This window comes from Janibacter limosus NBRC 16128, assembly GCF_001570985.1.
Lineage (GTDB): Bacteria > Actinomycetota > Actinomycetes > Actinomycetales > Dermatophilaceae > Janibacter > Janibacter limosus.
The window spans coordinates 62,595-83,294 of the sequence record NZ_BCSS01000013.1 but is presented as its reverse complement, the minus strand read 5'-3'; the positions used below and the strand labels follow the sequence as shown (position 1 = coordinate 83,294).

General features: G+C 70.8%; 20 protein-coding genes. 15 read left to right on the top strand and 5 right to left on the bottom strand.

Annotated features, from left to right (window positions below; translation table 11 throughout):
• Positions 1-76: 76 nt before the first annotated feature.
• Positions 77-817, bottom strand: a complete 741-nt coding sequence (locus tag JLI01S_RS06930) for an IclR family transcriptional regulator (RefSeq protein WP_068262043.1) — start codon at positions 815-817, stop codon at positions 77-79.
• A gap of 80 nt (positions 818-897) precedes the next feature.
• Between JLI01S_RS06930 and hutH the strand changes: the two genes are divergently transcribed.
• From hutH to JLI01S_RS06890, 8 genes are all read left to right on the top strand, one after another.
• Positions 898-2,454, top strand: coding sequence for a histidine ammonia-lyase (gene hutH / locus JLI01S_RS06925; RefSeq protein WP_068262040.1), 1,557 nt, complete (start codon positions 898-900; stop codon positions 2,452-2,454).
• Between the two features lie 77 nt (positions 2,455-2,531).
• Positions 2,532-4,217: a urocanate hydratase gene (gene hutU / locus JLI01S_RS06920; RefSeq protein WP_439645563.1), complete on the top strand. Its 1,686-nt coding sequence runs from the start codon at positions 2,532-2,534 to the stop codon at positions 4,215-4,217.
• 2 nt (positions 4,218-4,219) lie between these two features.
• Positions 4,220-5,212 carry a formimidoylglutamase gene (gene hutG / locus JLI01S_RS06915; protein ID WP_068262038.1) on the top strand — a complete coding sequence of 331 codons (993 nt, stop codon included), beginning with the start codon at positions 4,220-4,222 and terminating at the stop codon, positions 5,210-5,212.
• Positions 5,209-6,369, top strand: coding sequence for an imidazolonepropionase (gene hutI / locus JLI01S_RS06910; protein ID WP_068262037.1), 1,161 nt, complete (start codon positions 5,209-5,211; stop codon positions 6,367-6,369). Before hutG ends, hutI begins: the two co-directional genes overlap by 4 nt.
• Before the next feature lie 125 nt (positions 6,370-6,494).
• Positions 6,495-7,856: an MFS transporter gene (locus tag JLI01S_RS06905; RefSeq protein WP_084349258.1), complete on the top strand. Its 1,362-nt coding sequence runs from the start codon at positions 6,495-6,497 to the stop codon at positions 7,854-7,856.
• 187 nt (positions 7,857-8,043) lie between these two features.
• Positions 8,044-8,916, top strand: a complete 873-nt coding sequence (locus tag JLI01S_RS06900; protein ID WP_068262036.1) for an alpha/beta fold hydrolase — start codon at positions 8,044-8,046, stop codon at positions 8,914-8,916.
• 14 nt (positions 8,917-8,930) lie between these two features.
• Positions 8,931-9,440 carry an aromatic-ring-hydroxylating dioxygenase subunit beta gene (locus JLI01S_RS06895; protein WP_068262033.1) on the top strand — a complete coding sequence of 170 codons (510 nt, stop codon included), beginning with the start codon at positions 8,931-8,933 and terminating at the stop codon, positions 9,438-9,440.
• On the top strand, positions 9,437-10,240 hold the full coding sequence (locus tag JLI01S_RS06890; protein WP_068262030.1) for an SDR family NAD(P)-dependent oxidoreductase: 804 nt from the start codon (positions 9,437-9,439) through the stop codon (positions 10,238-10,240). Before JLI01S_RS06895 ends, JLI01S_RS06890 begins: the two co-directional genes overlap by 4 nt.
• A 76-nt stretch (positions 10,241-10,316) precedes the next feature.
• On the opposite strand, the gene JLI01S_RS06885 is transcribed toward JLI01S_RS06890, so the two are convergent.
• Together JLI01S_RS06885 and JLI01S_RS06880 are read right to left on the bottom strand one after the other, a co-directional pair.
• Positions 10,317-11,507 carry an FAD-dependent oxidoreductase gene (locus JLI01S_RS06885; protein WP_068262027.1) on the bottom strand — a complete coding sequence of 397 codons (1,191 nt, stop codon included), beginning with the start codon at positions 11,505-11,507 and terminating at the stop codon, positions 10,317-10,319.
• Between the two features lie 3 nt (positions 11,508-11,510).
• Positions 11,511-11,888 (bottom strand): non-heme iron oxygenase ferredoxin subunit, encoded by a 378-nt coding sequence (locus JLI01S_RS06880; RefSeq protein WP_084349257.1) that lies wholly within the window; start codon positions 11,886-11,888, stop codon positions 11,511-11,513.
• A 158-nt stretch (positions 11,889-12,046) separates the two neighbouring features.
• On the opposite strand from JLI01S_RS06880, the gene JLI01S_RS06875 reads away from it, so the two are divergent.
• The 5 genes from JLI01S_RS06875 (at position 12,047) to JLI01S_RS06855 (ending at position 17,222) form a co-directional block, all read left to right on the top strand.
• Complete coding sequence (locus JLI01S_RS06875; protein WP_084349256.1) at positions 12,047-13,036, top strand: zinc-binding dehydrogenase; 990 nt, start codon at positions 12,047-12,049, stop codon at positions 13,034-13,036.
• 124 nt (positions 13,037-13,160) lie between these two features.
• On the top strand, positions 13,161-14,063 hold the full coding sequence (locus JLI01S_RS06870; protein ID WP_068262021.1) for an IclR family transcriptional regulator: 903 nt from the start codon (positions 13,161-13,163) through the stop codon (positions 14,061-14,063).
• 4 nt (positions 14,064-14,067) lie between these two features.
• Positions 14,068-14,766, top strand: a complete 699-nt coding sequence (locus JLI01S_RS06865) for a dienelactone hydrolase family protein (RefSeq protein ID WP_068262018.1) — start codon at positions 14,068-14,070, stop codon at positions 14,764-14,766.
• A gap of 40 nt (positions 14,767-14,806) precedes the next feature.
• Positions 14,807-16,132 carry an aromatic ring-hydroxylating oxygenase subunit alpha gene (locus JLI01S_RS06860; protein ID WP_068262015.1) on the top strand — a complete coding sequence of 442 codons (1,326 nt, stop codon included), beginning with the start codon at positions 14,807-14,809 and terminating at the stop codon, positions 16,130-16,132.
• A gap of 25 nt (positions 16,133-16,157) precedes the next feature.
• The gene (locus tag JLI01S_RS06855) at positions 16,158-17,222 is read left to right on the top strand and encodes a DODA-type extradiol aromatic ring-opening family dioxygenase (RefSeq protein WP_068262012.1); all 1,065 of its coding nucleotides are present in this window, start codon (positions 16,158-16,160) and stop codon (positions 17,220-17,222) included.
• Between the two features lie 34 nt (positions 17,223-17,256).
• Here JLI01S_RS06855 and JLI01S_RS06850 read toward each other — a convergent pair whose 3' ends face one another.
• A complete protein-coding gene (locus JLI01S_RS06850; protein WP_169797298.1) occupies positions 17,257-18,153 on the bottom strand; it encodes an IclR family transcriptional regulator in 897 nt (298 codons plus the stop codon).
• A gap of 92 nt (positions 18,154-18,245) precedes the next feature.
• Between JLI01S_RS06850 and JLI01S_RS06845 the strand changes: the two genes are divergently transcribed.
• Together JLI01S_RS06845 and JLI01S_RS06840 are read left to right on the top strand one after the other, a co-directional pair.
• Positions 18,246-19,280, top strand: coding sequence for an amidohydrolase family protein (locus JLI01S_RS06845; RefSeq protein ID WP_068262005.1), 1,035 nt, complete (start codon positions 18,246-18,248; stop codon positions 19,278-19,280).
• A complete protein-coding gene (locus JLI01S_RS06840) occupies positions 19,277-20,149 on the top strand; it encodes an alpha/beta fold hydrolase (protein WP_068262002.1) in 873 nt (290 codons plus the stop codon). Before JLI01S_RS06845 ends, JLI01S_RS06840 begins: the two co-directional genes overlap by 4 nt.
• Positions 20,150-20,153: 4 nt before the next feature.
• On the opposite strand, the gene JLI01S_RS06835 is transcribed toward JLI01S_RS06840, so the two are convergent.
• Positions 20,154-20,624, bottom strand: a complete 471-nt coding sequence (locus tag JLI01S_RS06835; RefSeq protein WP_068262000.1) for a MaoC/PaaZ C-terminal domain-containing protein — start codon at positions 20,622-20,624, stop codon at positions 20,154-20,156.
• Positions 20,625-20,700 lie beyond the last annotated feature (76 nt).

Sequence of the window (20,700 nt, the reverse complement as noted above, 5' to 3'; positions counted from 1 at the left end):
GGCTAGCTCACGCCGCGCGGCTGGCTCACGCCGCGCGGCTGGCTCACGCCGCGCGGGTGGCTTCCGCCGCGTGGGGTCACAACCGGGCGGTGACCCGTCCGGCCGTCTCCCCGGCGGCCGCGGCCAGAGCGGTCAGTCCCGCGTCGTCGACCTCGTCGTGGCGGAAGGTGATCGCGATCGCGGCCACGGGGCGGTCGTCCCGGTCCAGGACCGCTGAGGCCACCGACGACAGGTCGGGGGAGACGCTCCCGCGCTCCACGGCGTAGCCGCGGGCCCGCACGTCGACGAGCTCACGCCGCAGCGCTGACGGGGTGGGCGGGCCGTCGGCGACCATGACCGCGGCCGAGGGGTAGAGCGCGGTCACCTGCCGCCGCGGCAGCCCCGCGAGCATCGCCAGCCCGCTGGCGGTCACCGTCGCGGGCAGGCGCACCCCGACATCCGTGACGAGCGAAGGGCGGCCCGCGGCACGTTCTTCGATGACGTAGAGGACATCGCGACCGGACAGCACGGCCAGGTGGGCGTTGTGCGTCGTGCTGTCGACCAGGCGCTCGACGAGCGGCCGGGCGAGCCGCTGCAGCGGGTCCTGTCGCTGGTAGCCGGCGCCGAGCTCGTGCACCGCAGCCCCGATGCCGTAGGTGCGTTCGTCCTCGTAGTGGACGACATAGCCGTGCTCCACGAGCACGGCGAGCAGGTGGTAGGTGCTGCTGCGCGGCAGCCCGATGGCGCGCGCGAGATGGGCCGCGGGGACCGGCTCCGCGCGGCTGGCGAGGTGGGTGAGTGCCCGCAGGGCGTGGCCCGCGGCGGTGGCATTGGCCATACGTCTCCTTGTCTTGTATCCGAGACATTAACCGTTGCGGAGCGCTCCCGCGAGAGCGGCGCAGGGGGTTGCATGGACCCATGAGCACCGACACCACCACCGTCGTCCTCGGCGACCGGCCCCTCACCATCGACGAGGTCGTCGCCGTCGCCCGCCACCGCGCGCCCGTCACCATCAGTGATGCTGCCTGGGAGCGGGTGCGCGCCGCCCGCACCATCATCGAGGGACTGGCCGAGGACACCGTGGCGCACTACGGGGTCTCGACCGGCTTCGGCGCGCTGGCCAACACGCACATCCCGCTCGACAAGCGCGCCCGGCTGCAGCGGTCGCTCGTGCGCAGCCACGCCGCCGGGGCCGGCTCCGAGGTCGAGGAGGAGGTCGTCCGCGCACTCATGCTGCTGCGCGTGCAGACCCTCGCCACCGGGCGCACCGGCATCCGCGAGGAGACCCTGCGCCTCTACCTGGCCCTCCTCCAGCACGGCATCAGCCCCGTCGTGCACGAGTACGGCTCGCTCGGGTGCTCCGGCGACCTGTCACCGCTCAGCCACTGTGCTCTCACCCTCATGGGCGAAGGGAGGGTCCGCGTCGGTGGTGGCGACGAGGTCGATGCCGCCGCGGCGCTCGCCGACGCCGGCCTGGACCCCGTCGAGCTGCACGAGAAGGAGGGCCTGGCCCTCATCAACGGCACCGACGGCATGCTCGGCATGCTCTGCCTGGCCGTCCACGACCTGCGTCACCTGCTGGCGACCGCCGATGTCGCGACCGCCATGAGCGTCGAAGGGCTGCTCGGCACCGACGACGTCTTCGCCGCCGACCTGCAGGCGCTGCGTCCGCAGCCCGGCCAGGCGCTGTCCGCTGCCAACATGCGAGCGGTCCTGTCCGACAGCCCGATCCGCGACAGCCACCGCGACCCGGCGGCCTGCACCCGCGTCCAGGACGCCTACTCGCTGCGCTGCGCGCCGCAGGTCCACGGCGGCGCTCGTGACACCGTCGAGCATGCCGCGATGATCGCCGGGTACGAGCTGGCCGCGGCCATCGACAACCCCGTCGTCACCCTCGACGGACGGGTCGAGTCCAATGGCAACTTCCACGGCGCCCCCATCGCCTATGTCCTGGACTTCCTCGCGATCGTCGCCGCGGATGTCGCGAGCATGAGCGAGCGGCGCACCGACCGCTTCCTCGACGTCAAGCGCAGCAACGGGCTGCCCCCCTTCCTCGCGGAGGACCCGGGCACCGACTCGGGTCTGATGATCGCCCAGTACACCGCCGCCGGGATGGTCTCGGAGATGAAGCGTCTGGCCGCCCCCGCCAGCGTCGACTCGATCCCGAGCAGCGCCATGCAGGAGGACCACGTGTCGATGGGCTGGGGCGCCGCGCGCAAGCTGCGTCGCAGCGTCGACGCCCTCTCGCGGGTCATCGGCATCGAGCTGTACACCGCAGCCCGGGGGATCGCGCTGCGGGCCCCCCTTCGTCCCGCGCCGGCCACCGCCGCCGTCATTGCCACGCTCGCCGAGCACGGGGTCGGTGGCCCCGGCCCGGACCGCTTCACCTCTCCCGACCTGAGCGCCGCCCACCTCGCCGTCGTCGACGGGTCCGTCCGCGCCGCGGCCGAGTCCGTGACCGGCCCGCTGAACTAGTCCAAAGCATCGCCCCTTCGAGACGGTCGCTGCGCGACCTCCTCAGGGGGCGTGGAGAGAAAGAGAGTGTGATCACCATGGACGGAGCCCGTCCCGTGCGTGCCCCCCGAGGTACCGAGCTCAATGCCCGCAGCTGGCAGACCGAGGCGCCGCTGCGCATGCTGATGAACAACCTCGATCCTGAGGTCGCCGAGCGCCCCGACGACCTCGTCGTCTACGGCGGGACCGGCCGCGCCGCCCGCTCGTGGGAGGCCTTCGACGCCATCGTCGCCACCCTCAAGGACCTCGAGGACGACGAGACGCTGCTCGTCCAGTCGGGCAAACCGGTCGGCGTGCTGCGCACCAACCCGTGGGCTCCGCGCGTGCTCCTGGCCAACTCCAACCTCGTGGGGGACTGGGCGACCTGGCCGGAGTTCCGCAAGCTCGAGGCCGAGGGCCTGATGATGTACGGCCAGATGACGGCCGGGTCGTGGATCTACATCGCGACGCAGGGGATCCTCCAGGGCACCTACGAGACCTTCGCTGCGGTGGCGCGCAAGCGCTTCGACGGCACGCTGGCCGGGACCCTCACCCTCACCGGTGGTTGCGGCGGGATGGGCGGCGCACAGCCGCTCGCGGTCACCCTCAACGGCGGCGCCTGCCTCATCGTCGACGTCGACGAGACGCGGCTGAAGCGCCGGCAGTCCAAGCGCTACCTCGACGAGGTCGAGACCGACATCGACGTCGCCCTGACCAAGATCATGGAGGCGAAGGGAGAGCGTCGGGCCCTGTCCGTCGGTCTCGTCGGCAATGCTGCCGAGGTCTTCCCCGAGATCCTGCGTCGCCATCGGGCGGGCGAGATCGTGGTCGACATCGTCACCGACCAGACGAGCGCGCACGACCCGCTGAGCTATCTCCCCGCGGAGATCGCGCTCGAGGACTGGACCCGTGAGGCCGAGGCCGACGAGGAGGGCTTCACCAAGAAGGCTCGTGAGTCGATGGCCGCGCAGGTCCAGGCGATGGTCGAGTTCCAGGACGAGGGCGCCGAGGTCTTCGACTACGGCAACAGCATCCGTGACGAGGCCCGGCACGCGGGCTACGGGCGGGCCTTCGAGTTCCCCGGATTCGTCCCGGCGTACATCCGGCCGCTCTTCTGCGAGGGCCTGGGCCCCTTCCGCTGGGTCGCCCTCTCGGGTGACCCGGAGGACATCGCGGTCACCGACGCCGCGCTCAAGGAGCTCTTCCCGGACAACGAGCACCTGCACCGCTGGCTCGACGCCGCTGGTGAGCTCGTCGACTTCGAGGGGCTGCCCGCGCGCATCTGCTGGCTCGGCTACGGCGAGCGCCAGCAGGCGGGCCTGCTCTTCAACGAGCTGGTCCGTGACGGCAAGGTCAAGGCCCCGATCGTCATCGGTCGCGACCACCTCGACTCCGGCTCCGTCGCCTCGCCGTACCGCGAGACCGAGGCCATGCTCGACGGCTCCGACGCGATCGCGGACTGGCCGCTGCTCAACGCGCTCACGGCTGCCAGCTCCGGTGCGACCTGGGTGTCGATCCACCACGGTGGTGGGGTCGGCATCGGCCGCTCGATCCACGCCGGGCAGGTGGGTGTCGCCGACGGCACCGACCTCGCAGCGCAAAAGCTCGAGCGACTGCTCACCAACGACCCGGCCATGGGCGTGCTGCGGCACGTCGACGCCGGCTACTCGCGGGCGGCGCAGGTTGCCCAGGAGCGCGGTGTGCGCGTGCCGATGGAGCCGACGATCCGCGACGGGCAGGAGTGAGCATGGGCGCCCCCTTCGAGTGGAGCGGTCGGACCGACGGTGAGGGGCCGGCGCACCGTCGCTTCTTCCACACGGTGACCCGGTCGGGGTTTCGAGGCTCCCTCCGAGGCTCCTCCGTCGCACCTCAGGACGCCGCGTCCCTCGCGCCTCAACCAGCGAAGGTGCGTCCCGACGTGGCCCTCATCGGCTTCGCCAGTGACGAAGGAGTGCGTCGCAACAAGGGGCGGGTCGGCGCGGCGCAGGGGCCCGGTGCCCTGCGCGCCGCCCTCGGCTCGCTCGCCGTCCACGAGGACCTCGTCGTCGTCGACCACGGCGATGTGAGCGTGCAGGACGGTGACCTCGAAGGGGGGCACCGTCGCCTCGGTGACGCGGTGGCTGCGGCCGGTGCCGACGGAGCACTGACCGTCGTCCTCGGTGGCGGGCACGAGACGGCGTACGGGAGCCACCTCGGGCTCGGGCCACGGCCGCGGATGGGTGTGCTCAACCTCGACGCGCACTTCGACCTGAGGGAGGCGGACGTGCCGACGTCCGGTACCCCCTTCCTGCAGATCGCGCGGGAGCGTCAGGCCGCCGGCGTCGAGATGCAGTACGCGGTCGTCGGCATCAGCCGCACGAGCAACACGGGCGTGCTCTTCGAGACGGCCCGGTCCATCGGGGCCCGGTGGTTGCTCGACGACGACTCCCAAGAGGTCGAGGCGACGCGCGAGTTCGTCGAGGCCTTCCTCGCCGACCTCGACGAGGTCTACCTGACGATCGACCTCGACGTGCTGCCGGCGGCGGTCGCGCCGGGAGTGAGCGCGCCTGCGGCACTGGGGGTTCCCCCCTTCGTCGTCCAGGCGGTGTGCGATGCCGTCGTCGACAGCGGCAAGCTCGTCCACCTCGATGTCACCGAGCTCAACCCGAGCCTGGACGTCGACCAGCGCACCGCCAAGGTCGCGGCACGTCTCATCCACCGCGTCATCACCCGCGAGACCGCACGGAGGCACCGCGCATGAGCACGCTCGTCAACAACATCGGGGAGCTCGTCACCTGCGACGGCACGGGCGAAGGGGGTGCCGGCGCGCGCTCCGACATGGCGCTCGTCGTCGTCGGCGACCGGATCGCGTGGGTCGGTGAGTCCTCTGCCGCCCCGGCCACGGACTCGGTGATCGACGTCGAGGGTCGTTGTGTCACACCGGGTTTCGTCGACTCCCACGCCCACCTCGTCTTCGCGGGTGATCGCTCCGCGGAGTTCGCGGCGCGGATGGCCGGTCAGGCCTACGACGGGGGAGGTATCGGCGTCTCGGTCGAGGCGACCCGGGCCGCCGACGACGACTGGCTGCGCACGGCGCTCGCGGCGCGCATCGCCGAGATGCGCGCCCAGGGCACTAGCACCGTCGAGGTGAAGTCCGGCTACGGACTCACCGTAGAGGACGAGGCGCGGGCGCTGCGCCTGGCCGCCGAGGTGACCGACGAGGTGACCTACCTCGGTGCGCACGTCGTGCCCGCCGAGATGCGCGAGGACCGCTCCGCCTATGTCGATCTCGTGGCGGGGGAGATGCTCGCCGCGTGCGCACCGCACGCCCGGTGGATCGACGTCTTCTGCGAGCCGGCCTCGCCGCACGCCTTCACCGGTGAGGAGTCGCGAGCAGTGCTGCTGGCCGGACAGGCCGCGGGTCTGGGGCTGCGCGTACACGGCAACCAGCTCGACCACGGCCCCGGTGTGCAGCTGGCCTGCGAGCTCGGTGCCGCGAGCGTCGACCACTGCACCCACCTGTCCGCCGACGACGTGGACGCCCTGGTCGGTGCGGCCGCGACGACAAGCGCCACCCTGCTGCCGGGTGTCGAGTTCTCGACCCGCTCGCCCTACCCGGACGCGCGGGCCCTGCTCGACGCCGGCGTCTCCGTCGCGCTGGCCAGCGACTGCAACCCGGGCACCTGCTACTCCAGCTCCATCCCCTTCGTCATCGCGCTCGCCGTCCGCGAGATGGGGATGACCCCGAGCGAGGCCGTCGTCGCCGCGACCCGGGGTGGCGCCCGCGCCCTGCACCGCGACGACATCGGTCGCATCGAGGTCGGCGCCCGCGCTGATCTGACCGTGCTCGAGGCTCCCAACCACCTGCACCTGAGCTACCGGGCCGGGGTGCCGATCGCGCGGGTGCTGGAGGTCTGAGGGTCACCCGCCGGAGCACATTCCACGGGTCGGAACTCCTGCTTTGCCGGTGCGCGCAGTCTCCGTACGTTCGCCAGTCAAGACGTGGGGCAAAGGCGCTCCATGACCGGCGAGAGGCACCCTGCATGTCTGCAACACCTGTTTCCACCGAGGAGCCGCACGGACTCAAGCGCGTCGTCGCTGCCGGCTTCATGGGGACGACGATCGAGTACTTCGACTTCTTCATCTACGGGACGGCCGCGGCGCTGGTCTTCCCCAAGCTCTTCTTCCCCGCACTCGGGACCGCAGCCGGTACGGCAGCGTCCTTCGCCACCTTCGGCGTGGCCTTCCTGGCCCGTCCCATCGGTGGCCTGGTCTTCGGTCAGATGGGGGACCGGGTCGGCCGCAAGGTCACGCTCGTCACGACGATGCTCATGATGGGCGCCGCGACGGTGCTCATCGGGCTGCTGCCGACCGGCGAGACCATCGGCCTGGCCGCACCGATCCTGCTGATCGTCCTGCGCTTCCTGCAGGGACTCGCGGTCGGTGGTGAGTGGAGCAGCGCGGCGCTCTTCGTCGTCGAGCACGCCCCGCCCAAGAAGCGCGGCGTCTACTCCCTCGCCCAGACGCTGGGCACGACCTTCGGTCTGCTGCTGGCGACCCTCACCTTCCTCATCATCGGCCTGAGCATGTCCGATGCATCCTTCGCGTCGTGGGGCTGGCGCATCCCCTTCGTCATGAGCGCAGTGCTCGTCGCCGTCGGCCTGTGGGTGCGTCTGGGAGTCACGGACACCCCGGTCTTCAAGGACGCGATGGCCAAGGCCGAGCACGCCAAGGCGGCCAAGGCTCCGGTGCGCGAGCTCTTCGCCCGGCAGGGCAAGGAGGTCTTCCTCGCCTCGGGCTCGGTCCTGATGTGGTTGTCCTTCTTCTACATGGGCGCGGTCTACCTCACCAACTACGGCACCAAGGTGCTGGGCATCCCCAAGAACACGATGCTGACGATCCAGTTCATCGCCATCGCCGGGTGCATCGCGGGCCAGGTCATCGGTGCACTGATGTCGGACCGGGTCGGGCGTCGCGCGATCCTCCTGGTGGGCAACGGAGCCGCGGTCGCCTGGGCCTTCGTGCTCTTCCCGATGGTCGACACCGGCAAGCCCGTCATCATCGGCATCGCGCTGACCGTCACGCTCTTCGTCGTCGGTCTGTCCAATGCCTCGACGACGGTCTTCCTCCCGGAGACCTTCCGGACCGCCTACCGCAGCACGGGCACCGGCGTCTCCTTCAACATCGGCAGCGTCATCGCCGGCGCACTCCCGCCGATCCTCGCGGCGCCGATCCTCGCCGGCTTCGGGAGCATCGGCCTGTCGATCATGCTGGCGACCCTCGCGGTCCTGGCCGTCGTCTCGGTCCTCTTCATGCGTGAGACGAGCAAGGAGTCGCTCTACGACCACGACCACAGCGAGATCGAGGAGGAGGTCGTGGCGGTGGTCCCGACCGTGACCGCCTGAGTCCTCACCAGCACGAAGGGGGTGTCCCGGCTCGGCCGGGACACCCCCTTCGTCGTCCCGGAGACAGGTCTGAGGAAGGCGCTGACCGCGCAGGGTTCCGGGCGCCGGAACCTCCTCTGGGGCCCACCGGCAAGCGTGGCTAGCGTCACGAACACACCGCTCCACCACTGCCCAGGAGGCATCACTCATGAGCGCACAACTCACTGCCGAGCAGAGCGCCGAGCTCACCGACGAGAGCACCGGTCGGTTCGTCCAGACCTCGACCCATCGCATCCACTACAACGAGGCCGGCTCCGGGCACCCCGTGATCCTGCTGCACGGCAGCGGTCCCGGCTCGACCGGGTGGAGCAACTTCCGGACCAACATCGCCACCCTCGCGCAGGACTTCCACGTCTACGCCGTGGACATGCCGGGGTGGGGCCAGAGCGACACCCAGACGGCTGAGACCGGCTACGACCACGTCGCCGCACTCATCGCCTTCATGGACGCCCTCGACATCGACCGGGCCGCGCTCGTCGGCAACTCGATGGGCGGGATCACCTCCATCTCGACCGCGATCCTCCACCCGGAGCGGGTCAGTCACCTCATCTCCATGGGTGCGCCCGTCCCCGGGCAGAACACCTGGGGTGCCAACGGTCTGAGCGAGGGCCTGAAGGTGCTCTTCCGCACCTACCAGAACCCGACGATCGAGAACATGAAGGAGGTCACCGAGGTCATGGCCTTCGACCCGGCGCTGACCTCCGGCGATCTCGCCGCGCTGCGCCTCGAGGCCGCTCTCGCCCACCCCGAGCACCTCGACAGCTGGAACAACGCGCCCGGTGGCAACCCGCTGAGCACCGAGTACTTCGGCTACGGACCGCGTCTGGCCGAGATCACCGCGCCGACCCTGGCCCTGCACGGCCGCGACGACCGCGTCGTCAGCTACGAGCAGAGCCTGCGTCTGGTGAGCGCCGTCGACAACGCGCGCCTGCTGCTGATCAACAGGTGCGGCCACTGGGCCCAGATCGAGCACGCGGTCGAGTTCAACCGCGTCGTCCGCGACTTCATCCAGAACAACTGAGCAGGAGACCCGTCATGACCCTTGCAGCGTCGCAGGTGCGTTCCGATGCCGACCTCGTCCGAGAGGTGGAGGACTTCCTCTACCGCGAGGCCACCCTCCTGGACGAGTGGCGTCTCCACGAGTGGCTCGCGCTCTTCACGGCCACCGGCCGCTACCTCGTGCCCTCCACCGACAAGCCGGACGGCGACCCGACCAAGGACCTCTTCATGGTCCAGGACGACCGCTTCCTCCTCGAGCAGCGGGTCAACTCGCTGCTGACCCGCGCGGCACACGCGGAGTACCCGCACTCGCGCACCCGCCACCTCGTCACCAACACCCAGGTGGCGCAGGCCGAGGACGGGCGGATCGAGGTGCGGGCCAACTTCGCGGTCTTCCGCGCCCGCAACGGCGTGGTCGACACGTACTTCGGACGCTATGTCCACGTGCTCGAGCGCGATGGTGACGACCTGCGCTTCGTCACCCGCAAGGCGATCCTCGACCTGGACGCCCTGCGGCCCCACGGCAAGGTCAGCATCATCCTGTGAGCCGGCTCCAGGACCGCGTCGCCATCGTCACCGGCGCCAGCCCCAACATCGGTGGCGTCCTCGCCGCGGGGCTGGCCCGGGAGGGTGCGCGGGTCGTGTGCGCCGACATCAGTGCGGACACCGCGCACCTGGCCGTCGAGCGGATCACCGCCGCCGGCGGCGAGGCGATCGCAGCGGTCGGTGATGTCACCGACCCTGCGCACGCGGACGAGGTGGTGCAGCTGGCGATGGAGCGCTGGGGGCGGGTCGACGTGCTCGTCAACAACGCCGTGAAGTTCGACCAGCGCGGCCTGCTGGACATGCCGGTCGAGGACTTCCGGCGCCAGACCGACATCATCCTGGGCGGCTCCTTCCTCTTCACCAGGGCGGCCGCACGAGCGATGATCGACGGTGGACGTGGAGGCAGCATCATCAACGTGCTGTCGACCGCCGCGTGGCAGGGACAGCCGGGCAACATCGGCTACTCCACGGCCAAGAGCGGGATGATCAACTTCACCCGCTCGGTCGCCATGGAGCTGGCCGGGCACGGCATCCGGGTCAACGGCTTCACCCCGACGGCGACCCAGCCGCAGGACCCCGAGCTCGTCGCGCAGGTGGGCCAGCTCGGGCGCATGGAGGGGCAGTTCACGATGGACTTCACCGCGCAGTTCCCCATGTCGCGACTGCCCACGCCCGCTGACTACGTCGGTGCCGTCGTCTTCCTCGCGAGCGACGAGTCGGCCATGGTCACCGGCAGCAACATCACGGTCGATGGTGGCGCCACGGCGAAGTACTGGCCCTGGCAGCCGCACGCGGTCTGAGCCACAGACGAAGGGAGCCCCCGCCACCTGATCAGGTGGCGGGGGCTCCCCTTCGTCGTGGTGTGTGCGGGTGACCTCAGGCCGGGACCGGTGCGGGCGCGAGGGGCGGCTGCAGCTCGGCCACCGAGGTCCGCTTGGTGACCGCCTTGCGCAGCTTCATGAAGGCGCGCGGGTCGTCGACGACGACCCCACCGACCACGACGCCGAGGTCGTCGGCGTAGACCGCGACGAGGTCCTCAGGGCCTTCGCCGGCGAGGTGGGCCAGGGCGCCGCGTGACGGCAGCCCGACGATCTGGATGCGGTGGCCGTACTGGTCGGACCACACGTAGGGGGCATTGGCGCGTGGGGCGTCGCCGCCGGTGATGCCGGCGGCGACCAGGGCGCCGTGCTCGTTGGCATTGGTCCAGTGCTCGATGCGGATCGGCTCGCCGTAGTGAGCGTGCGGCCACCGGGCGACATCGCCCGCAGCGAAGATCTCGGGATGGCCGAGGACCCTCAGATCGGCCCCGCACTCCACGCCGTTGCCGATCGGCAGGCCGGAGGCCTCGAGCCACGAGGTGGCCGGGTTGGCGCCGATGCCGACGACGACGAGCTCGGCGGGCAGGACCTCACCGTCGGCGAGGGCCACGCCCTCGACGGCCGTGTCCCCGACGAAGTGGTCGAAGCGCACGGACGTGCGCACGGTGACGCCATGCGTGGAGTGGAGCTGCGCCAGACGAGCGCCGACCCGGTCTCCGAGGAGGTGGGCCAGCGGCGTCTCCTGGGCCTCGATGATCGTGACCTCGCAGCCGGCAGCGCTTGCGGCAGCGGCGAACTCGGCGCCGATGAAGCCGGCCCCGATGACGACGACGCGCGGTCGCGCGGCCAGCCGCTCGCGCAGGAAGGTGGCGTCGTCCGCGGTGCGCACGGTGCGCACACCGGCCAGGTCCGAGCCCGGGAGCGTGCGGGGGCTGACGCCCGTCGCGATGACGAGGTGGTCGTACGCGTGGTCACCGCCGTCGGTGTGCAGCACGCGCGCCTCGGCATCGACACCGGTCGCCCGGACGCCCAGGTGGAGGGTGACATCCAGCTGCTCGAGCTCGTCCTGCGTCAGCAGGTGCGGCGGCACGTCGGTGGTCAGGGACTCCTTGGACAGCGGCGGCTTGTCGTAGGGGTGGTGCAGCTCTTCGCCGACGAGGGTGATGGTCCCGTCGAAGCCCTGCATGCGCAGCGCCTGGGCGGTGCGGATGCCGGCGACGGAGGCGCCGACGATGACGACACGGGTCATGGCTCAGGCCACCGCGCAGTCGGCTGCGGCGCTGGAGGCCACCTGGACGTCGGGGCCGTCGGCCACGGTCTCGGACAGCTCGATGTGGACCTCGTCGCCCTCGACGACGACGCTGTGCATCCGCAGCGCGATCGTCGCGGGGAAGCACAGCGCCTTGCCCGTCCTGAGGTCGAAGCGGGCCATGTGCAGCGGGCAGACGACCTCCTCGTCCTCCAGGTCGCTCTCGCTCCCGAGGGAGAACTGCTCGTGGGTGCACGAGTCGTCGCTGGCGAACCAGTCGCCGTCCTCCGTGCGGTACAGGGCGACGGGGGTGGGCCCCTCCACGGTCATGGTGGTCCCGGGCTCGAGCTCGTCGACCCGGCAAGCGAAGATGCGCTCCATCGTGTGTCCTTCCTCGACGGTGAGGGTGAGCGGGACGGTGGTGTCCCGTTGGGGTGTCCGACCGAGTCTGGGGTGGCGCCGGGCAGCGCTCCAGACCCGGTTTCGGCCACCGGAATCTTCGGCGACCCGCAGGCCGCGTCCTGCGTAGCGTCGCGTCGATGAGGACTCCAACGATGCTGACCGTCCGCACGGACGGGGCTGCGGTCGAGGTCGAGGAGATGCGCCGGGCGCGCCCGGCGACCGGGGAGGTCCTCGTGCGTGTCGCGGCCGTGGCCATCGATCGTCGTGACGGCGAGCTCGAGGCCGGGCCACACCCCCTTCGTCTCGACCCACGCGGAGGACGCACCCTCGGACGGCACGTGGCCGGGACGGTCGCGGCCCCCGGTGCCGGGGTGGACGGGTGGCCGCTCGGACGGCTGGTGGCGCTGCAGCCCGAGACCGCGCTGCGGCGGGGCTGGCATCTCCCGGGGGTGGAGCACGACGGTGGCCTCGCGGAGTACCTCGTCGCCCCGGCCACGGCCCTGGTGCCCCTGCCGCGTGATCTGCCCCTGACCGTGGGCGCACTGCTGCCACTGGCCGCGAGGGCCCACAGCATGCTGCGCCACGCACGCATCGCTCCCGGCGAGGCGCTCGGCGTCTGGGGCGTCGGCTCGCTCGGTGGGTGCGCCATCGCCGTGGCCCGCGCCATGGGTGCGGCCCCGATCATCGCCGTCGACCCGGATCCGGTCGCACGCGAGGCCGCCCTCGACCTGGGCGCCGACGTGGCGCTCGACCCCGCAGATCCCGAGCTCGAGGAGCGCATCCGGTCGCTGACCTCCGGCCTGGGCCTGGACGTCTCTCTGCACGCGGCGTCGGATGCCGCGGCTGCGCCCTCGGCGGTCGACGCTCTGAGCCCCTCCGGCCGTGCGGTCCTCGCCGGTCCCGTGCGCGGGTGCGGTGATCATGAGCGGTGGGACGGACGGACCCTGTCCGGTCCACCGCGGACGGCACCCGAGTCGCTGCCGCTGGTCGCGCACCTCGCGTCGTCGGGCCGGCTGCGGTTGTCGGTGCCACCGGTGATGGCCGACGGACTCTCCGCGGCGGCCGCAGTGCTCGACGGCGCACTGCGTAGCGGACAGCCCCTCTCGCCACACCTCGTCGTGCTCTGACTGCGACGACACAGGGCTGGTTCCGGCGGTCGGAACCAGCCCTGTCGCCTGCGTCACAGGCGCTCGACAGTGGGGCCCAGCCGCAGCACCGAGGCGCGGCAGGTGTGTCCAACCAGGAGGTGTGATGACCGCCCAGCCACTGACCCGGTCGGCCGCTCCGGCCGCCGAGCAGCAGTCCTCCGCGGCCAAGGTCCTCAGCGTGCTCACGGCGATGCTGCACGGTGGCCGGGGAGCGGTGAGCCTGTCCGAGATCTCCCTGTCCGTCGGTCTGCCCAAGAGCACGACCCACCGACTGCTCAAGGTCCTGGAGGACCAGGGCTTCGTGGACCGGTCCGGCGCGCTGTACCGCCTGGGCGACATCTTCGTCGACCTCGCCGAGAGCGCGCGCTGGTCACCCCTGGACGGGCTGCGGGATGCCGCGTACCCCCTGCTCGCCAATCTCTTCGCCCGGTCCGATGCCGTGGTCGTGCACCTGGCGGTCCTGCGCGGATCGTCCATCCACTACGTCGACAAGCTCATGCGACCCGAAGGGGTGCGCCTGCCCACGCGAGTCGGTGGCCGCTTCCCCGCGGCCTGCACCGCCCTCGGCAAGGCGATGCTCGCGGTGGGTCCCGCGGAGGCCCTCGAGCGGGTGCTCGGGGAGCCGCTGCCGCGCGCGACGCCCTACTCGGTCACCGGTCGCGGTCAGTTCCTGACCCAGCTGCGCGGCGTGCGGGACGCGGGCTTCGTCGTCGAGCGTGAGGAGGCGGCCCACGGCTTCGTCTGCGTCGCCGCACCCATCGTCTCCGGCGGACAGCCCGTGGCTGCGCTGTCGGTCGTCGTGCCGTCCATCGAGGCCACCCGCGCCGGGGCGGGACGCCTCGGCGAGCTCGGTCGGATGGTGTCGGGGACCGCCGGCTCGGTCGCTCGGATGCTGCCGCACGAGCCCACGGTGTGGGAAGTTCCGGCGGCCGGGACCGTGCATTCCCTGCGTGGTCGCCGCCCGGTTGACTCACCGTCATCCAGCCCGACGACGAGCCAGGAGTAACGACGTGTCCACCGATGTGCGTATCGATCCCGAGGTGTCGACGATCACTGTCGACGGAGCCTCGGTCGAGGTCCTCTCGCTCCTGCTCGGCGGCGTCCCTCGGGGTGCTGCTGTGGTCCTCGCCGGCCCTGACGGGCTGGATGGCATCGGCGCCGTCGAGACGATGAACTCCTTGGCCCAGCACGGCTACGAGTCGGTCCTCGTCTCTGACGACGGCGATGTTGCCGTCGTCGACGCCCTCGTCGCGCTGCTCGCCGAGCGGGACTGGGAGGACGAGCAGATCGGTCTCATCGGCTACGGCCAGGGTGCGCGCACCGTGCTCGAGGCCGCTGCCGGACGGGCCTACGGTGCGGCCGTCAGCATCCCTCGCGAGCCGCGCCAGCTCCTCGTCCCCGAGCCGATCACCGCACTGCGTACCGCGTGGCTCGGGATGGTCGGCCAGGGCGAGCACCGAGGTCTGCCGAGCGCGCTGGCGGCCTATCGCGATGACCTCGAGGACCGCGCCCACGAGTACACGCGCATCGTGGGCTACCCGGGGGCCGAGCACGCGCTACGCGACTCCACCCGGCCGCGCGAGCACGCCGCCGCCTTCGACGCCTGGCAGCGGACCGCCGAGTGGCTCAACAAGCGCGTCGCCCCGCGACCCACCCCCTTCGCCCAGATCTGGCGCGAGCGTCAGCGCTCCCACCAGCCCACGTCCTGACTCATCTCCCTCTCCCGCACAAGAAACGAAGGTGTTTCACATGTCCCAGTACATCGATGACGATCGTCAGATGCCGCGCTTCCGGGTCAACCGGAATGTCATGACCGACCCCGAGGTCTTCGCCCAGGAGCAGGAGAAGATCTTCAACACGACCTGGCTCTACCTCGGTCACGAGTCGGAGCTGAAGAAGCCCAACGACTTCAAGACGCGCACCGTCGGTGGCCGGCCGCTGATCTTCGCCAAGGACAAGAAGGGGACCGTCCGGGTCTGGATCAACTCCTGCCCACACCGTGGCGCGATGATCTGCCGTGAGGACGGTGGCAATGCCCGCTTCATGACCTGCGCGTACCACGGGTGGAGCTTCAGCACGAGCGGCGACCTCGTCTCGATTCCCGGTGACCAGGCCTACGGCCCGGAGTTCGAGCGCCCCGGTCTGGCGGCCCCCGCGCAGATCGACTCCTACCGCGGCTTCGTCTTCGTCACCTTCAACGCCGACGCACCCGACCTGCTGACGCACCTCGCCGGCGCGGCCGAGTACCTCGACCTGGTCTCGGACATGTCGGAGGAGGGCATGGAGGTGCTCGAGGGCACCCACCACTACTCGGCCAGGGCCAACTGGAAGCTGCTCGTGGAGAACAGCTACGACGGCTATCACGCGATGTCGACCCACCAGCGGTACTTCGAGATGATCGTCGCCGCCCGCGGACCGATCGACGCCGGCAAGTCCCTGAAGAACTCCCGCTCGGTCAACCTCGGCAATGGTCACGCGGTGACCGTCGGTGGTCCCGGCAGTGGTGACATCTTCGGTCGCGAGCTCTCCGAGGAGGCACGTGCAGAGAAGGAGGCGCGCTACGAGCGGCTGCGTGCCAAGCACGGCGAGGGCTGGGTCAAGCGGATGGACGGCATCCGCAACATGGTGATCTTCCCCAACCTCGTCATCATCGACCTCGTCATGGGTGTCGTCATCCGCAAGATCGACCCGGTGTCGCCGGACTACATGGAGGTCACCGCGTGGGAGCTCGCTCCCCCGGAGGAGGGCCCGGAGCTGAAGCGTCAGCGCCTGGACAACTTCCTCACCTTCTGGGGGCCGGGCGGCCTGGCCTCCCCGGACGACGTCGAGATGCTCGAGAGCGCCCAGAAGGCCTTCGCCTCGGTCAAGGAGCTGGAGTGGTCGGACATCTCGCGCGGCATGCACGCCGATGTCCCCGTCCAGTCCGACGAGTACCAGATGCGCACCTTCTGGCGGCAGTGGAACGAGATCATCACCGGCGAGGTGCTGCCCCCGGAGGACTACGACGAGATGCCGGACTACTGGACGTCCCCGCGCCTGGAGCTCGACGCGGGCTCGACCGTCCCCGCGTCCTGATCCACCAACGAGGAGAGGAGCCCTCATGGGTGACGTGATCGGGCTGGGCATGACCCACTACCCGCTGCTGCTCGGGCCGGACGAGACGATGGCCGCGCTGCTGTCGAGCACGCTGAAGGACCCGGACATCCCCGAGGCGGAGAAGGACCCCGCCAACTGGTCGGAGATGGCGCGAAGGGAGTGGTCGGACGACGGTGGGACGGCTGCGGCCGCGGAGCACCGCAAGGAGCTGCGCCTGCACCTCGACCGGGTGCGCGCCGAGCTCGACGACTTCACGCCGGACGTCGTCCTCGTGTGGGGCGATGACCAGTACGAGAACTTCCGTGAGGAGGTCATCCCGAGCTTCTGCGTCCTGGCGTACGAGGACACGGAGGTGGACCCCTTCGGTGTGATCACCAAGCTCGGTCTGCCCAATGCGTGGGGGCTGCCCAACAACCAGTCCTTCACGATGAAGGGGGCGCCGGACTTCGGCAAGCAGGTCGCCACGTCGGTGCTCAATTCGGGTGTCGACATCGCGTACTCGTACATGGCGCGGCCGGGGACCAACTTCCCGCATGCCTTCGCCAACACGCAGATCTTCCTCGACTACGACAACGTGGGCAAGGAGTTCCCCTACCCGATCCTGCCGATCGCGGTGAACTGCTACGGCGAGCACGTCATCGCTCGCCGTGGTGGTATCGCGCGCTTCGCGGAGATCCACGCGGGGGAGGACCTGGACCCGCCGGGCCCCACCCCTGCGCGGTGCTACGAGCTCGGGCGCGCCGTCGGCCGGATGGTCCGCGACAGCGACCTGCGGGTTGCCCTCGTGGCTTCGTCGAGCTGGTCGCACGCCTTCCTCTACGACGAGGGCTGGCACCTGCGTCCGGACACCGAGGCCGACCGTGCGCTCTACGAGGCGATGGTCGCGGACAACCACGAGCCGTGGGTGGGTCGCACGAGCCAGGAGGTCGTCCACTCGGGGCAGCACGAGATCCTCAACTGGCACTGCCTGCTCGGTGCCATGCGGGAGCTCGGGATGCAGCTGGAGTGGAGCGAGCTGGTCGAGACCGAGATCTTCAACTCCAACAAGGCCTTCGCGGTCTACAAGTGAGCTCATGCGGTCTTCACGTGAGCTCGCGACCTTTTCAGGTGAGGTCGTGCTGATCGGCCGGGTCGAGAGGTCCGGCGACCTCTCGACCCGGCATCCAGCGTCTCTCCTGCCCGATCGCGGTGAGCCGCTGCGTGATCTCCGTCGACAGGCGAGCAGCGGTGTTGCGCAGCGCCTGCGGAGCTTGGGCGGGCAGCGGGGTCGACGAGGGGTGGACGATGCCGAGCGCACCGACGGCTTCTCCCTTGATGATGATCGCGCAGCCGATGCCCGCGATCCCTTCGAGGGTCTCATCGAGCTGGTGGGCGAGGTTGGTCGAGCGGATCTCGCGCAGCTGGGCCATGAGCACATCACGGTCGGTGATCGTCGCCGGGGTCAGTGCGGGAAGTGGGTTGGGCAGCAGCGTCTCCAGCGCATCGCGCGGGTCCCACGCGAGCAGTGCCTTGCCCAACACCGAGGTGTGCGCCGGGATGCGCGCACCGATCTGGTAGGGCTGCGGATGCCAGGCGGTGGAGCCGACCTGCTCCAGGATCACCGTGTCGAAGTCACGCAGCACCCCGAGGGTGATCGTGTGCCCCGACCAGTGGTGGAGCCCGGCCATGTGCGGGAGTGCGAGGTCACGCATGAGGTTCGCCGGGGACAGCGAGGCGAGCCTCGCCATGCTGAGACTCACCCGGTAGCCCTCTTCGATGTGCTCGATGACGTCGAGCTCCACGAGGCGGGCGAGGAGCCGGTGGACCGTCGACTTGGGCAGGTCGGCCGCTCGCGACAGCTCGGTCAGCGTCATCACCCGGTTGGTCGCGTCGAAGGCCCGCAGCAGGTCGAAGGCCTTTGCGAGGATCGAGGGCGACTCTCCCGGAGGGGGGCCACTGTGGGTGCTGATACCGAACCTCCTCGTTCGACGACCGGGGCACGACGACACCGTCACGGGCATCGTGCAAGCAACCGAGTGTATGGGCGCGTGTGGCCGCGTGAAGGGCTTGTTCCACCCACCGCAACCGCGCATCCGACACACGAGAAGTCCACGTGAGCACCAACGTCTGGCCGGGTGGGGTCGTCGACACCCACGCGCACTTCTTCCCCGGGGGGCTGAGCGCCCCCGGCCCGGGGTCGGACTCCCGATGGCCGGTTCTGCGGCCCGACCCCACCGACCCGACCCAGGGCGGGATCCACCAGGGCCAGGCCCTCTTCCGGTCCGTCGACAGCAGGCTCTGGGACGTCCCTGACCGGCTGGCGTCGATGGACACCTTCGGCATCGAGCAGCAGCTCATCTCGCCGGTACCGGTGATGCTGACGACATGGGCCGACCCGGGACCGGCCGCGGCCTTTGCCCGGGAGGTCAACGACGGCATCGCGCAGGCGGTCGCAGCATCCGGTGGGCGGCTCGTGGGTCTGTGCGGTGTGCCGCTGCAGGACGTCGAGGCGGCGATCACCGAGCTCGAGCGGGCCGTGACCGGGCTGGGGCTGGCCGGGGTCGAGATCGGCACCCGCGTCGAGGGGCTCGAGCTCGACGACCCGAGCCTCGCTCCCTTCTTCGCGGCGGCAGCGGACCTCGGTGCCGCGATCTTCGTGCACCCCATGGACGGGGGCACGGGCGCGGTCCGCCGTGCCGGCCAGCCCTACGACTTCGGCCTGGGCATGCTCACCGACACCGCTCTCGCGGCCACGGCCCTGCTCACCGGCGGGGTGCTCGACCGCCATCCCGACCTGCGCATCGGCTTCGCCCATGGCTGCGGCACCCTCGCGTGGGCAGCACCGCGACTGGGTCTTGCCCTCTCGATCTGGGGGGAGCAGGGGCGTAGCGCGGCCTTCGACGACCTGCTCCGCCATCTGTGGGTGGACACCCTCGTTCTCGACCCCGCGCACCTGCCGCTGCTCGTCCACCGATTCGGGGCCGACCACGTGATGGTCGGGACGGACGCTCCCTTCATCCCCGGTCAGCTGACGGGCCTGGCCGGTCTCCTCGCCGGGGGCCGGCAGCACGGCCTGACCCAGCACGACGTCGACGCCATCGCCCGGTCCAACGGTCGTGCGTTCTTCGGTCGGGTGGACCGGGCATGACGCTCGTCGAGGGCCTCACCCGGGTCGAGGTGCCTGTCGACGGTGCGCTGATCCACGCACGCGTCGGGGGATCGGGGCCGGCGCTGCTGCTCCTGCACGGCTACCCGCAGACCGGGGCGATGTGGCACAGGGTCCTCCCGGGGCTCATGGCCGACCACACGGTCGTGGTGCCCGACCTACGCGGGTACGGCGCGTCGCGGGTGCTCGATGGAGACCTCACCTTCCGGGCGATGGCCCGGGACCAGGTGTCGGTCATGCGTCACCTGGGGCACGACGGCTTCCACGTGGTCGCGCACGACCGGGGTGCGCGGGCGGCCCACCGGCTCGTGCTCGACCACCCGGGGCTGGTGCGCTCGATCGCGCTCCTCGACATCCTGCCGACCCTCGAGGTGTGGGCGCGCATGGATGCCGCGTTGGCGCTGAGCTACTACCACTGGGCCTTCCTGGCGAAGGGGGGTGGCCTGCCACAACGACTGATCGGCGCGGACCCGGTGGCCTTCCTGCACGACTCCCTCACCGGCCTGTCGGGCCCGCTCGAGATCTTCGACCCGCGGGCGCACGCGGCGTACGAGGAGGCGGCGGCGCTCCCTTCGGTCGTGGACGCGTGGTGCCGCGACTACGCCGCCGGGGCGACGACGGACCGGGAGCACGACCTGCTCGACCGTGGCCGGTCGGTGGACCTGCCGGCGCTGGTGCTCTGGGGATCGAAGGGGGTGCTGGCCACCGGCGACGACCCGCTGGAGGTGTGGCGGGCGCTGCTCCCGCGCGTCACCGGGGGCAGCGTGGAAGCCGGGCACTTCCTCGTCGAGGAGCGTCCGCAGGACGTCCTCGCGTGGGTGCGGCCACACCTGGCGGCGGCGGAGGGCTGACCGGTCAGGCGGGGCGGCGCGCGACCATCAGGCCGATGCTGCCGCGCTGGACGACCACGTCGTCCTGGTTGGTGAGCACGAGCTCACGCTCGAGGATGCCGGCGTCGCCCTTGCTCGTGGCCCGGGCCCCGGTGATCGTGACGGTGCACCTGACCGTGTCGCCGACGACGACGGGAGCCTCGAACCGCCAGCCGTCGATGCCGAGCAGGGCGATCGAGCAGGCCTCGAAGATGCCCAGTCGGGAGAGCAGACCCATCGCGACGGAGAGGCCCAGGACGCCGTGGGCGATCGGCTCGCCGAACCGCCCTCGGGCCGTGGTGACCGCGTCGGTGTGCACCGGGTTGGTGTCCCAGCTCCACCCGGCGAAGCTGGCGATGTCCGACTCGGTGACGGTGCGGCCCTGGGTGCGGAAGACCTGACCCTCGGCGAAGTCCTCGAAGTACCAGTCGGCGGGGGATCCCATCACGGTGCTCATGGGCCCATCATCGCGGCGGTGCGGGGGAGTGCAACGGGCGGGGTTCCAGCGGGCGGAAAGGCGACTGGGCGCCCGG